The sequence below is a fragment of the Streptomyces sp. NBC_00569 genome (assembly GCF_036345255.1).
Classification (GTDB): Bacteria; Actinomycetota; Actinomycetes; order Streptomycetales; family Streptomycetaceae; genus Streptomyces.
Genome location: NZ_CP107783.1, coordinates 9887294 through 9901776, shown reverse-complemented (window position 1 = coordinate 9901776; position 14483 = coordinate 9887294). Strand labels below are relative to the sequence as shown.

Genomic DNA, 14483 nt, shown 5'->3' with positions numbered 1-14483 from the left:
CTCAGCTCACCTCCGATTTCCGGGTCCATCGCGGGACGGATCGTCGAGCGGGTTCGGGCGTCGGGAGAGGAGCGGCCTCGGCAGGCGCCGCCAACAGCGCGGCGGCCAGGGCCAGATGCAGCAGATACGGCGAGGCGTCGCCGAGCCCGGCCTCGGTGTACGACGCGATCGCGCAGTAGCTGATCAGGAAGATCGCGCAGGCCCTCTGCAGGGACGGTGGCCGCAGCAACGCGACGCCGCCCAGCACGATGATGATCGCCGCCACCACGGCGACTCCGATCAGGCCCTGCTCGTTGTAAACGGCCAGCCAGCTGTTGTCGATCGGCAGCCCGCCGAACGACTTGTCGCCCAGGCCCACGCCGAACGCCTTCTCCCCGGTCGTGCGGGGCGCGGCCAGCAGGGCGTCCCAGACCTTGGCCCGACCGGTGAGGCTGGAGAAGTTCTCCTGGCTCTGTCCGCGCAGGAACCAGGTCTGGAGTGCGGAGGCGAACCCGACCGCGGCCACCACGGCGCACAGCACCGCCCAGGTGAAGAACCGCCGGGCTGCGGCGCTGGTCAGGATGAGCGAGCCGATCGCCAGCGCCAGCCCGACGAACAGGCCGAGGGTGGCCGTGCGGGTATGGGTCAGCGCGAGCAGGACGAGGGACGGCACGATGACGACCGCCGCGCTGGTCCTGTCGGTCCGGCGGCCCAGTACGAGCAGCGCGGTGAGCCCGATGATCACGGCTGCGTACTGTCCGATCTGGGGCGGGGTGAGCGGCCACAACGCGCCGACGAGGCGTCCTCCGTAGAGGTCGGGCAGGGCCGCGCCCGGTGAGATGACCAGGCCTGCGGCCACCGACGCGAGCACCGCGAAGTACATCCGGATGTGGTGCCGGACGAACGTCAGGCTGCCGTCCCACCAGCGACTGAGCAGCCACAGCGTGCTGACGAAGAGAGCCAGTCGGGCGCAGCGGAACAGCGCCCCGAACCCGGACTCCAGGTGCGCGCTGGAGATCACGCTCGCCACCAGCAGCAGGGTGAGCAGGAACAGGTAGGCGCCGGCTCGGATGCGCAGCCGGAGATTGACGGCGAGCGCCAGCGCGAACGCGGCGACCAGCGCGCCCATGGTGACCATCTGGATGAGGGAGCGGGGCAGCGGGATGACGGTCTCCGCTCCGGTGGAGCCGAGCGTGTTGAGGATCAGCAGCCCCCAGACGATCCCGGCGATCTTCGGTGTGCGGGCGGGTCGCGGTTCGGCGCCGGGCTGCGTTCCCGCCGCGTCCGGTCCGCCTGGGAGCCCAGTGCGCCGCAGTTGTCGGCCCATCTCAACCACCGGCCCGTAGGTCGAGTGTGCTGCCCGCGTCCTGCTGGTTCGGCGTGCTCTGCCACTGCCCGAAGTCGAGCACCTGGCTCGGGTCGTGGGCGACGAACTTCCATGGTCCGAGGTAGACGTTGTCGTGCCAGCGGTTGTGCTGCTTGCGGGTGATCGCCTCAGCCACCCCCTCGCCCTTGTAGGGCGACCAGTCCGGATAGGTGCCGTAGTTGGCGAGGACCGCCATGCGGTCGCACTTCACCGTGCACTTGACGACGGACGTGTCCAGCACGAAGCGGTTGTCATGGATGTCCACCCGCTGGGTCTTCCACCGGCAGTCGGCGTACAGCGGTGCTTTGGCGATCGCCGGTTTCGCGCAGCGGTCGGTGTCGGGGACCAGCAGCGTGCAGTCACCGGACGAGGTGTTGGCCGGGCTGTTGCAGAACCGGTCGGCGTTTTCCCACAGGGTGATCCCGGACCAGTTGTTCTCCATCACGTTCCGGTAGATCTCGATCTTGTCGGTGCGGGCTTTGATCCGTGGTTCGCCGCCCGACTCCGACAGGTAGACGGTCGCGTACGGGAAGGTGTCGCCGCCGTCGGCTTCCCTGCGGCCCTCGACCCAGTTGTTCCGCCGGATCGTGTTGTTCCGGATGACCGCGTTGTAGCTGGTCTCGTAGATCAGCGCGGCGCCGTCGTTGTCCTCGAGCACGTTGTTCTCGATACGGAAGTCGTTGTTGTTGGTGTCCGCCCACAATCCTGTTCCGCGGTTGTCGTGCACCCAATTGCCGCGAATCTCGGCGCCGTTGACGGCCCAGAACTTGATGCCTCCGGTGCAGCCGCAGCCCTCTCGCCGCCGCTCCCAGTCGCCGGTGTTGTTGCCGGTGATCTCGTTGCCCTCGACGACCAGGCCGCTCAGCGGGCCTTTGGCCTTGTACGCGTTCATGCCGTACTGGCCGTTGTCGCGCAGGCAGCTGGCGCGGACCTGCTGACGGGCACCGGCCATCAGCCCGGCACCGGAGTTGTCCTGGATCGTCGCGTGCTCGATCACCCACCCGTCGGCCGAGTCGTGGTTGACCACGCCCTCGTCGGGCGGCGCCACGAAACGCTGCACGGTCAGGTAGCGGATGGTGACGTCGCGGGCGGGACCCGCGAACGCGTACTGGTTCTTCTTCCCGCCGTCGAGCACCGCGCCCGGCGCACCGAGGTAGCGGTCCCCCTCCTTGGGAACGACCTGGGCGTAGCGGTCCGGGTCGAGCCTGTGCTTGCCCGGTCGCAGCCAGAACGTGGTGTGCGGGGGGCTGCTCTTGGTCTTGGCCGCCAGGTCGCCGACCACCGCGGGGTCGACCGTCACCGCACCCTCCGGCGCCTTCGCCGGCCCGGCCGTGGGCTTGGCGCACACCTTGGCCACGGCTCGCACCGCCGACGCGGCGGACGTGGGTGTCGCGGCCTTCGGCTCCGTCTTGGCTCCCGGCGTGCTCTCACAGCCGGTCGCCACCAGCAGGGCCAGCGCCAGCGGTGCCACCGCCAACGCCCTGTGCCGCCTCTTGTTCCCCACGCGCCCCCCTAACCGTGGAACCTGAGCACGGTGGTGAACTCCCCCGACAGCGCGGTGCCGTCGGCGAAGCCGGTGCCGACCAGAGTGGTCGTGGGTTCCTTGCGCCCGAATCCGGCGGAGTACCAGCCGAGCGGCGGATCGCTCTCGCCTCGATGTGCCTGCCAGGACAGTTGCCCGGGCAGCTCGAGCACCGCGGAGCGTGCCTCCCCGTCCCTGATCCAGGTGAGCACTGCCCGGTTGCCCACCAGGTCCGCGGCGATGGCCGGACCGAGGTGGAACGCCAGGCGCACGTCCCCGCCCGGGCCGCCCACCTCGTCGACCACCCGCAGTTCCCGGCTCTCGGCGGTCAGTTCGACCCGGCGACGGTGTACGGAGCGCTGGTAGCCGTCGTGCTCGGCACTCCAGCGGACCACTCCCGTTCCGGAGGCGTCGGAGGTGTCCGTGGCCAGGACACGGCTGCGGGCGTGCCGGGTCCACAGGAACGGGCCGCCGGAGACGGACTGGTCACCGCCGTCCAGCTGCAGGGTGTTGTGGCCGAGGGTCGACCGGAAGTACTGCCTCCACTCGGGCTGTCCGTGATAGCAGAACGTCCCCGGGTCGGCGAGCACGTCGACACCGTCGTGCCGGACCTCCACGGACAGTGCGTCCGCGTGGGCATGCGCGGCGATGGACAGGAAGCCGTGCGGACCCCCGTCGCAGCGGCACCAGATCTCTTCCGGACCGCGCAGGATGGTCATGCCCGCGTCGGCGAAGTGGGCCGGTCGGGTGGCCGGTCGGGACACGGCCGGTGCCGTTCCATGGTTCGGGTAGGGCCGGATGAGCGCGGCCAGCAGTGGCGTGCGCACGTCGGTGCCGGTCACTGCCGGCCACCAGTCGAGCCGGCCGAACACGGCGTCCCCGGTGGCAAGGAGCGAGGCCCAGCGGTCGGTGCCCGGGCCGTCCACGACCAGACCGTGACCGTCGTCCGCGTCTCCCTGGCGCGGCGGCCGCAGCCGGCTGTCCACGATGGCCGCGAGCGCGTCGGTCATCCGCAGCAGCACGAGCCGGACGGACGCGGGGACCGGCACACCGGTGGCGTCCGCCTCGGCCACCGCGGCCAGGCCGAGCTCCAGCACGAGGCCGTGATACTCGGTGGCCAGCTCGCGGTTGAGGCCGGAAGTGAAGGTGTTGCTGCGCAGGTGCCGCTCCAACGACCGCAGCGCGTCGGTTCGCCAACGCGCCGAGGAGGGGAACCATCCGAACGCGCAGGCCGCGGCGAACTGCCCGGCGGCCTCGGCGATGACGTGGTTGTTCGCCGAAGACCCCCGGCTGGGGAAGGCGGCCAGCCAGCGCTGGTGGTGCCAGATCTGGTTCTGCGCCACCGGGTTGTCCTCGAACAGGCCGGCCGCGCCCGGCCAGCCGTCGAGCAGCCGGCGGATCCACACCCAGGACAGCAGCCGGATGCCCAGCTCGATGCCGCTGATCCAGTGCACGCCGCGCAGCGGTGGGTTGGCCGTCCACCACGACCGCAGGTGCTCGGCCACTCGCTCGGCGTACCGCTCGTCCCCGGTGATCGCGTACGCGGCTGCGAGCACCGTGAGGTACTGATGCCGGGACAGTTCCCAGATCTGCTTGATGTCCCCGACCGCGTCCTCGTTGCGGTACGGCACGTCGAAGGCGTAGCCCCACGGGGCACGGCGCCCTGTCTTGGGGTCGCTCCACCAGTCCGGGTCGGTCAGGTCGTCGCGGACCACCCCGAAGAACTCGGCGTGCCCGTACATCAGCCGGTCCGCTTCGGTGATGAGACGCTTCGCGGCGTCCGGAGGTATGGCGGCGGTCGTCCCGGCGGGAAGTACCGCGGTGAACCGGGCGCCGGTCACGCTCGGGCAGTGCGGCCGCGCCGACCGCCACCGCCGTCTGCGCACCGCGTCGCCCGCCCGGCCGCCGACCTCCCGCGGTCCCATCCGGGACAGCCGCCGCAGGTACCAGCCCGCGCTCATGGTCATCGGGCGCTCGCCAACGTCACCGGCGCACCGCCGGCCAGGCCTGCCTGCACGGCGAGGGTGGCCGCCGTGGTGGCGACGAGGGACTCCAGCGGCACCGGCATCGGCCCGCCGGTCCGCACGGCCTTGACGAACGCGGCCAGTTCGGCGTTCTGGCCCTTGTCCCGGGCCTTGGGCAGCCGCGAACTGACCCACCGCTTGCGGCCGTAGACCGAGGCCCGGACGAAGTCGTCGAGCCGCAGTACCTTGCCGTCCGCGACAAGGTCCAGCGTCTCCTTGGGGAAGCTGGGCGCGCCGGTGGTGACGTAGCTGATGGTAGCGGTGGACCCGTCCGGGTAGCGCAGCACGATCTGCAGGTCCTCGTTGCCGGACGTGGCGACCGAGTACACCGAAACGGGGTCGGCCCCGAGCAGCCAGCTCGCCGTGTCGATGAAGTGCCCGCCCTCGCCGACGAACCGCGAGCCCTCGGTGCCTTGCTGGAGGTACCAGCTGCCGTGCTGCAGCCGGCCCGCGTTGACCAGGTAGCGCAGGTTCGCCGGACCGGTCCGGGCGCCGAATCGCTCCCTGGCCTCCTGCAGCAGCGGCGCGAACCGGCGGTTGAAGCCCACCTGCAGCCGGTCGTTGCCGGACTCCTCCACCGCCGTGAGTACGCCGGCCAGTTCGTCCTCGGTGAGGGCCAGGGGCTTCTCCACGAAGACGGTCTTGCCGGCAAGCAGTGCCCTTCGGGTCAGTTCGGCGTGCGAGCTGTGCCGGGTGACCACGAACACCGCGTCGATGGATTTGTCGCCGAGCACGGCGTCCAGATCGGTGGTCGCCTCGGCGAAGCCGAACTTACGCTGCGCGTTGGCCCCGGACAGCGCGGTCGTCGTGACGACGGTCGACAACTCGACGCCCTCGCGCTGTGCCAGATGCGGCAGCAGCATCGACGTCGCATAGTTCCCCGCGCCGACGAACGCCAGGCGCACCGGCGTCTTGGCGGCCCGGGCCGGGGTGGACACTGTGCCGCCGGGGCGCTTCACCGCGGGCACGGCCACCGAGGGCGCCACTGCTTGCCCCGCGTGCTCGGGGTAGCGGAACAGCACGGCCACGGCCTTCAGGTCGCCGCTCTCGAGGCGCTGGTATGTCTCGACGGCGTCGTCGAAGTCGGCGATGTGGGAAACCAGAGGCTCCACGTCGACGCTGCCGCGGGCGACAAGATCAAGGAAGCACGCCAGGTTACGGCGCTCGGTCCAGCGCACGTAGCCGATCGGGTAGTCACGTCCCTCCAGCTCGTACGCCGGGTCGTAGCGCCCGGGGCCGTAACTGCGGGAGAACCGGACGTCGAGCTCTTTCTCGTAGTACGCGTTCCACGGCAGGTCCAGGCGGCACTTGCCGATGTCGACGACCCGGCCGCGGTCCCGGCAGAGCCGGGCGGCCAGCTCGACGGGTTGGTTGCTGCCGCCGCCGGCGGCCAGGTACACCTGGTCCACCCCGTGACCGCCGGTGAGCTCGGCGACGGCGGCTTCCACGGCCGCGGAGGCGGGATCGCCACAGGCCGCGGCGCCCGTACGCTCGGCCAGCTCGCAGCGTGCCGGGTCGGGGTCGACCCCGATGACGCGGACTCCCGAGGCGGCGAGGAGCTGCACCACCAGCTGCCCGATCAGTCCGAGGCCGATGACCAGGGCCACCTCGCCGAGCTGCGGCTCGCCCTGGCGGACGCCCTGCATCGCGATCGATCCGACGGTGCCGAAGGCCGCGTGGCGCGGCGCGAGGCCGTCCGGCACCGGGGTGTACAGGTTCTTCGGCACCCAGTTCAACTCGGCGTGCAACGCGTGCTCGTTGCCGGCGCAGGCGACGAGGTCGCCGACCTTCACGTCGTCGACGCCGGAACCGACCTCCTCGACGACCCCGCACAGCGAGTAGCCGAGCGGCGTGTAGGAGTCCAGCTTGCCCATCACCTTGCGGTAGGTCGCGGGCACCCCGTTGGTGGCCACGCTCTGCACGACCTTGGCCACCTGGTCCGGCCGGGAACGGGCCTTGCCCACCATCGACATGCCGGCCTCGGACACCTTCATGAGCTCGGTCCCGGTCGATATCAGCGAGTAGGCGCTCCGGACCAGCACGCCGCCCGGCTTGCACCCCGGCACCGGCACGTCGAGCAGCGCCAGCTCGCCACTCTTGTAGTTCTGAACTACCTGCTTCACCCGAGCTCCTCTTGTTTCAACTTTCAACGCTGTCAGGCCGCCTGGCTCCGGCCGGAGGCAGAAGTCGCGCCGCGATACCAGTACTCGAGCGTCAGCACATGCCACAGATGCTTGGAGAAGTCCCGCTGCCCGGCGGCGTCCTCGGCGACCATCCGCGCCAGCGCGTCACGGCGCAGAAGCCCGGAATTGACGAGCACGCCGTCGTTCACCACCTCGCGCACCAGCGGTGCCAGATCCCGGCTCATCCAGGCGCGCAGCGGTGCGCTGAACAGGCCCTTGGGCCGGTACACGATCTCCCGGGGCAGGACCGAGGTGGCCGCCTCCTTGAGGACGGCCTTGCCCTGCCGTCCGACGATCTTGCGATCGCCGGGCACCGCGAACGCCGCCCTGACCACCTCGACGTCCACATACGGCACCCGCACCTCGGTGGACGCGGCCATGCTCGACCGGTCGGTGTACGCGAGGTTCAGCCCCGGCAGGAACATCCGGGCGTCGCCCAGGCACATGCGGTTGACGAAGTCGTCGAGGTCGTTGTCCTGGTAGATGTCGGCATGCTCGGTCAGCACGTCCTCGACCGTCCCGGCCAGGTCAGGATCGACCAGGGCGAGCAGCTCGTCCTGGTCGTACATGGTGTAGCTGCGCCGGAACGCGGTCTCCTCGGGCAGATCGGCGAAGGAGAGGAACCGCTTCGCGAAGCGCACCGACCGGTACCCCCGGCGGGCCGTGGCGACGGGCAGCCTGTCCACGGCCCTGGACAGGCCGTGCCGCAGAGGCCGGGGGACGCGCTGGTAGCGCAGGGCGAGCAGGTTGGCCAGGTGCTTGCGGTACCCGGCGAACAGCTCGTCGGCGCCCATCCCCGAGAGCATCACCTTGACCCCGGCCTCCCGGGCGGCCGAGCAGATCAGGAACGTGTTGATCGCGGCGGGGTCGCCGATCGGCTCGTCCAGGTGGTACGTCATCTGAGGCAGCAGGTCGAGCACATTCGGAGCGATCTCGATCTCGTGCAGGTCGACGCCGAACCGCTCGGCCACCTGCCGGGCGTAGCGCAGGTCGTCCGGCATCGCCTCGAACCTGGCGTCCTCGGCGCGGAACCCGATCGTGTAGGCGGAGATCCCGGGCCGGTCGCGGGCCGCCAGCGCGGTCAGGTAGCTGGAGTCGAGACCGCCGGAGAGGAAGGTCGCCACGGGCACGTCGGAGAGCAGGTGCTGACGGGTCGACTCCTCGACGATGGCGGCAAGGTCCGGCTGCTCGCCGCTGCGGGCCCGCTCCCGGCCCTCGGCGGCGACGTCCCTGAGGTTCCAGAACCGGCCGCGCTCCACCCGGCCGTCGGGCCGGCACCGGAGCCAGCTCCCCGGCGGCAGCTTCTCCGCTTCGCGGAACGCGCACCGCGAGTCCGGCACCCAGTAGTACAGCAGCGAGGCCACCAGCGCCGCATCGTCCACCTCCAGCGTCCCGCCGGTCGCGGCGGCGAGCGCCTTGAGCTCGGAGGCGAACACCAGGCCCGTGCCGCGCCGCAGCAGGAACAGCGGCTTGATGCCCAACTGGTCGCGGACCAGCACCAGTTCACCGGTGCGCTCGTTGAAGATACCGAACGCGAACATGCCGCGCAGCCGGGGCAGACAGTCCGTACCCCAGCGCCGCCAGGCCTCGAGGAGCACCTCGGTGTCGGAGGTACCGCGGAAGCGCACCCCGGCGGCCGCCAACTCGGCCCGCAGGGCGGGTGCGTTGTACAGCTCGCCGTTGTACGTGAGGACGAGACCGTCCTTGACCATCGGCTGGGCGCCGGTCTCGGACAGGTCGATGATGGACAGCCGGCGGTGTCCGAGGTGCACTTCGCCGTCACCGACGGGGTGGCTGTACCGGCCCGCCCCGTCCGGACCGCGGTGGGCGAGCGTGTCGGTGAGCCGGTCGGTCACGACCTTCCCGTCCGGCCATCGGTAGGTGCCTGCGACGCCACACATGTCCTACCGCCCGTCCTGGTCGTTGTCCGGGACCCGTGCGGCCCACATCGGCAGCCGCTCCGTCCGTCGCCGGCCCGCCCCGTTGTGCCGGGCCGGCGCCTGGTTCCGGCCGCGCAGCGCGGTGTGCAGCCCGTCCCACAGCGTGCCGTCGGTCCGGTCACGCGGATCGGGGTCGATCAGCACCACACCGATCACCGCGATGCGCTGGTCCGCGAGCTGCCGCGCCACGGTGTGCAGCCATGCGGCGCTGCCGTGCCCGGCCCGCACGACGAGCACGGTCTGGGCACCGAGGTACTGGAGATCGGTCCACGCGGTGCCGGGCGCGACCGAGCCGACGCCGAGCCGGCGCTCCTGATCCGACGCGGCCGCGGCACGCTCGCCGCTGACCACCGTCGGATCTCCCGGCTTCGGGCGGCGGCCTGCGAGCTGCGAGCCGGGCAGACCGTCGATGACGACCACTGGTCCGTCCTCCGCCAGTGCCCTGGCGAGGTCCAGGGCGATCACGCCCGTGCTGCGCGCACAGCCCAGTTCCAGCAGGGACAGCGGTTCCGCGGAGCCGCGCACGGTGCGGGCGAGACTCACGGTGAGCCGTGCCCGTGCCGCGCGGGTCCGTCGGCGCCTGCCCGACCGGCCGGGCAGTTCCGCGATGACCGAGGCACCCAGGTTCGCCGCGATGTCCCGGCGCAACACGGGGCGGTCCGCCACCACCACGCCGACCGCGGCCAGCGCGAGCCCGAGGACGAGCCCGAGGACGAGCCCGATCGCGGAGTCGGTGGCAACGGCCTTGGTCAGGGAGTGCCGCACCGCGCGCGGGGCGTCCACGATCTGAGTGCCGACGATGAGCTGGGGTGTACCGACACGCGCTTCCTCCGCGCGCTGGTCGAAATCGGTGATCCGCGAGGTGAGTTCGGCCCGGCGCGCGAAGAGCGACTCCAGGTTCGCCGACGCCTTCGGGTCGGTCTCCGGCGATCCGTCTCCGATCGCCTTGTTGACCTGTGCGAGTTCCTTCCGCATCCGGTCACGCTGCTGGCGCAGGGCATCGGACTCGGCGTCCGCGGCCTGCTGTATCTGCCGCACATGTTCCGCGACGAACGCATCGGCCAGCGCCTTGGCGCGGGCCACCGCGTCCGCGTCGCTGTCACCTGTGACATTGATCTGCATCAGGTTGTTGGTCAGGCCGACACCCCCGTAGTCCTCCATGAAGTCCTCGGGCTTTTCCGTGGACTTGAGGGACTTCAGGGCCTCGTTGGCGATCCGCGTGGTCTGCAGCAGCGCGACGTCGGTGCGGATCAGCGTCCCGGGGTCGTTCGGCTGGTCCTCCTGGTGCGCGACCAGCACCTTGGCCACCGCGGTCGGCGGAGGCGGCATCAGGACCGCCACCGCCGCGCCGACCAGCAGGCCCAACAGCGCCATCGCGCCCCAGAAGCGGCGGCGCCTGCGCACCGCCACCACCAGCGCCTGCAGGTCGAAGAGCGGAGCGGATGCCGACGACTCAGAAGTCGTGCTCGTCGTCACGCTGAACCTCCCCTCACGTGGCCGCGCACCGCGAACGCCGGAGCGGAGTCATCCGGCGCATGGCCGGCAGACCCCGTCGGACGGGCCCGGACCGTGCCGGCGACGACGATGCCGACGACCTCATGCCTGCCGTCCGCACACGCCTCGGCGATACCCCCGAGCTGCTCCGCGGTCCAGCTGCCCGCGCTGAGAACGACCAGGACACCGGACTCTGTGTCGCGGTCCGGCACCAACGGCCGGTCCACCGACACCTCCACCACCCGCAGCAGCGGATCGCCCTTCGCCTCGGTGACGAGCTGCCCGGCGGCCCGACGGGCGATCTCGTCACCCTCCGGTACGACAACCAGCAGCCGCCGGGCGGCCGGCAGTTGCTCCCGCAGGCGAGCGCACACCCGCCGGTAGCGGATCCGCCTGCCGGCCTCGTCGCCGTAGCTCTGTGGGGTCGGTGTGTCCCACCGCGTGTCGACGCCGAGGAGGCGGCGGAACCAGGCTCGTGGGCCCCCGCCTTCCGGCCGGTGGGCGGATCGTTCACCAGCCACGTCGACCGTGCCGAGCAGCTCCGAACCCAGCGCCGCGGCGATCTCCGGTTCGGTGCGCAGCCGGCGATTCACCCGGGCGGCAATGAGATGGCCGATGACCGCGAGCAGGAAGAACAGCAGCGCCCCGGCGACGATGAGCTGCACCCTCGTCGGCGGCGCCTCGGTGGTCGGCCGGGCGGCCGGCCCCATGACGACCATGCCGGCCTTGTCGGTCGCCGGGTCGGCCTGGTCCAGCTTCGTCATGGCCTCCTCCAGCGAGGTACGCAGCTTCTCGAGCGCGGTGCGGGCCTGCACGCTCTCCACGGTCTGCCCGGGATCGGCCGCATTGGCCAGGTCGGTGATGCGACGGTTGGTCTCCTGCACCTGCTGCCGCAGCGCCTCGGGACCCGTAGCCGCTTCGGAGTCGGTGCTGCCGCCCGCGATCCGCTTGGCGAATTTGACGAACTGCTGGGCCATCCGGTCGGAAAGCTGCTGCGCGCGCTCCGGACTGTCGGCCGTACCCGAAATCTTGATGATGTTCCCGTCGGCGGCCTTGGCGCTCACTCGATCCCGCAGCTCGGTACCGCTGACGCCGCTCCAGTCGAGGGCGGCGGCCGCGCGGTCCACCACCGTCGAACTGGTCGCGATGTCCACCTGGGTCAGCAGCTCGCGCTCCTCCCACTGCCCTGGCAGCAGTACCGACGCCGACGCCGTGTAGCGCGGCGGGAACAGCACCGAGGTGCCGTACCCGACGAGCGCCCCCACCACGGCGAGGACGGCGAGAAGCCGCCAACGCCGACGGAGAATCCGCCCGATCGTGACCAGGCGTATCGTGTCCTCGCTCAACTGCGCTGCCTCTTCCCTGTGCGGACCGGGCCGCCCGCCGACACCGGCGTGCGCTCACCACAGGCCCTGGTGTAGGCGGCGAGCAGCGACGCTTGCGAGTTCCGCCAGGAAAGCGGCCCGCTGATCCGCTCCTGGCCGATCTTCCCCATCCGGGCCCGCTTCTCCGGATCGTCCATCAACAGCGTGATGAGCTCGGCGAATTCGGCTTCGTCGTTGGCGGGCGCGTAGACGGCGGCCTCACCGGCGGAGACGCGCGCCTCCTTCAGATCGAACGAGACGATCGGCCGGCCCATCGCCATGTACTCCAGAACCTTGTTCATGGTCGACACGTCGTTGAGCGGATTGCGCGGATCGGGGGAAAGGCACACATCCGCGGTGGACAGATAGCGCACCAATTCGGCGTCCGGAATGCGCCCCGTGAACTGCACCTGCTCGGAGAGACCGAGCCGCTGGGACAGCTCCACCATCGCGTCGAAGGCGTCGCCCGCGCCGACGAACACCGCATGCCAGTCGGTCCGCCCGAACTCGTCGCGCAACTTGGCCAGGGCCCGCAAGGCGTAGTCGACGCCGTCCTGGGGGCCCATGACACCGAGATAGCACAGCAGATGAGTCTTGCCGCGCTTCAACTCCGGCTCGGGCGGGACCGGTTGGAACCGGTCGACCGCGGGCGCGCTGCGCACCACGAACACGTCCTCAGGCCGCTGCCCGCCACGGCTCATCGCGACGTCCCGGTAGCTCTCGTTCGTGGCGAGCACGACGTCCGCTGCCCGGTAGGTCCGCCGTTCCAGCGCGCACACGGCGCGGTAGAGCAGATCCTCGCCGCGGCCGAACCGGGAGAGGTACAGCTCGGGGACCAGGTCGTGCTGGTCGAAGACGAACCGTGCGCCGCGCCGCTTCAGCCACCGGGCCGACAGGAACAGCAGGTCGGGCGGGTTGCAGGCGTGGACCACATGGACCGGGCCGACCTTGCGGGCCAGCCGGGCCGTGTGCCACAGGGCCGATCCGTACTCCCGCAGGTAGCCGGCCGGTCCCCCGGTGGCCGCGCGCAACGGGTAGCGGTGGATCCGCACCCCGTCGATCACGGCCTCCGGTTCCGTGTCGCGCTTCTCCCCACGGGGACAGATGACGTGCACCGTCCAGCCCGCGTCGCGCAGCGTCGTGCACTCCTGCCACACCCGCCGGTCGAACGGCACCGACAGGTTCTCTACGAGGATCAGCGCGCGCCGGTTCGACCCGTCGCCGCTCGTTGCGTTACCAAGCAAGGCCCACGTACCCCGGTTCGGTCCGACGCGTCTCGGCGTCGGGAAGGCGGATCAGGTCGACAATCACCGGGCCGTCGCCATGGGGCAACGCCGAGAGGACGGCTGGATCCCTGGTCCCGACCAGGCACACCTCGGCGTGCTCGAGCACCTCGTCGACGGAGTCCGCGAGCAGCTGCGCGAGGTGCGGCAGCCGCGTCTCGATGTACTCGCGGTTCGCGCCGATCAGCCGGGAGAGGCTCACGTTGGCGTCGTAGATCTTCAGGTCGTAGCCCTTGCCGAAGAGCCTCTCCGCCAGCTCGACGAGCGGGCTCTCGCGCAGGTCGTCGGTGCCGGGTTTGAAGGACAGCCCGAACAGACCCACCCGGCGCTTGCCGGTGCGCTCGACCAGCTCCACCGCGCGCTGCAGATGGTCGGCGTTGGAGGGCAGCACGTGAGCGAGGATGGGCACCGAGACGTCTGCCCGCTGCGCCGCGTGCACCAGGCTGCGCAGGTCCTTGGGCAGGCAGGAGCCACCGAAGGCGAAGCCGGGCCGCAGGTAGGCGGGGCTGACGTTCAGTTTGCGGTCGGCCAGGAACACGTCCATCACCTGGTGCGAGTCCACCCCGAGCGCATGGCACACCGCCCCCAGCTCGTTCGCGAAGCCGATCTTGAGGCCGTGGAAGGCGTTGTCCGCGTATTTGATCGCCTCGGCCGTCGGGACGGGCACCCGGAACACCTCGCCGGGCAGGCCCTCATACAGGGCCGCCACCGCGTCGCCGCTGGCCGGGTCGAGCTCGCCGATGACGGTCTTGGGCGGGTCGAAGAAGTCCCGCACGCTCGTGCCCTCGCGCAGGAACTCCGGGTTGACCGCGACCCCGATGTCCACCCCGGCCGTGCCGCCGACGGACTTCTCCAGGATCGGAACCAGCAGGTTCAGACAGGTGCCCGGGAGCATGGTGCTGCGGAACACGACGGTGTGCTGCCCGCCCCGCTCGGCGAGCGCGGCGCCGATCTGCTCGGTGACCCGCTCCAGGTACGTGGTGCACAGGCTGCCGTTGGGCTCCGACGGCGTGCCCACGCAGACCAGCGATATCTCGCTGCCCATGATCGCCTCACGGACGTCGGCGGTGGCGCGCAACGCCCCGGTCCGCACGACCTCGGCGATGAGCTCGCCGATCCGCTCCTCGACCACCGGGGCCTTGCCGTCGTTGACCAGGTCCACCTTCACCTGGTTAACGTCCACCCCGATGACCTCGTGACCCATGCTGGCCAGGCACGCGGCTGACACGCAGCCCACGTAGCCGAGCCCGAAAACGCTGACTCTCATGACCCGTCTCTCCCCCCAAGCAGGCCCTTTTGGCCTGCGGTCCGCGCGCCGATCGGCCGGC

Annotated in this window: 9 protein-coding genes; all 9 read right to left on the bottom strand. The window is 70.9% G+C overall.

From position 1 onward, the window contains the following. Position 1: 1 nt before the first annotated feature. From OHO83_RS44680 to OHO83_RS44640, 9 genes are read right to left on the bottom strand one after another with little or no spacing between them, the layout of a single operon-like run. Complete coding sequence (locus OHO83_RS44680; RefSeq protein ID WP_266681306.1) at positions 2–1306, bottom strand: O-antigen ligase domain-containing protein; 1305 nt, start codon at positions 1304–1306, stop codon at positions 2–4. Position 1307: 1 nt separating this feature from the next. Then, positions 1308–2849 (bottom strand): right-handed parallel beta-helix repeat-containing protein, encoded by a 1542-nt coding sequence (locus OHO83_RS44675; RefSeq protein ID WP_266681304.1) that lies wholly within the window; start codon positions 2847–2849, stop codon positions 1308–1310. A gap of 8 nt (positions 2850–2857) precedes the next feature. Further along, positions 2858–4834, bottom strand: a complete 1977-nt coding sequence (locus OHO83_RS44670; RefSeq protein ID WP_266681302.1) for a heparinase II/III family protein — start codon at positions 4832–4834, stop codon at positions 2858–2860. Further along, positions 4831–7014, bottom strand: a complete 2184-nt coding sequence (locus tag OHO83_RS44665) for a bi-domain-containing oxidoreductase (RefSeq protein ID WP_266681301.1) — start codon at positions 7012–7014, stop codon at positions 4831–4833. The genes OHO83_RS44670 and OHO83_RS44665 overlap by 4 nt, the downstream gene beginning before the upstream one ends. A 32-nt stretch (positions 7015–7046) precedes the next feature. Then, the gene (asnB, locus tag OHO83_RS44660; RefSeq protein ID WP_266681300.1) at positions 7047–8975 is read right to left on the bottom strand and encodes an asparagine synthase (glutamine-hydrolyzing); all 1929 of its coding nucleotides are present in this window, start codon (positions 8973–8975) and stop codon (positions 7047–7049) included. A gap of 3 nt (positions 8976–8978) precedes the next feature. After that, positions 8979–10490, bottom strand: coding sequence for a Wzz/FepE/Etk N-terminal domain-containing protein (locus OHO83_RS44655; RefSeq protein ID WP_266681299.1), 1512 nt, complete (start codon positions 10488–10490; stop codon positions 8979–8981). Further along, positions 10487–11854: a Wzz/FepE/Etk N-terminal domain-containing protein gene (locus tag OHO83_RS44650; protein WP_266681298.1), complete on the bottom strand. Its 1368-nt coding sequence runs from the start codon at positions 11852–11854 to the stop codon at positions 10487–10489. Before OHO83_RS44650 ends, OHO83_RS44655 begins: the two co-directional genes overlap by 4 nt. Beyond that, positions 11851–13116: a glycosyltransferase family 4 protein gene (locus OHO83_RS44645; protein ID WP_266681297.1), complete on the bottom strand. Its 1266-nt coding sequence runs from the start codon at positions 13114–13116 to the stop codon at positions 11851–11853. Before OHO83_RS44645 ends, OHO83_RS44650 begins: the two co-directional genes overlap by 4 nt. Then, the gene (locus OHO83_RS44640; RefSeq protein WP_266681295.1) at positions 13106–14422 is read right to left on the bottom strand and encodes a nucleotide sugar dehydrogenase; all 1317 of its coding nucleotides are present in this window, start codon (positions 14420–14422) and stop codon (positions 13106–13108) included. The genes OHO83_RS44645 and OHO83_RS44640 overlap by 11 nt, the downstream gene beginning before the upstream one ends. Positions 14423–14483 lie beyond the last annotated feature (61 nt).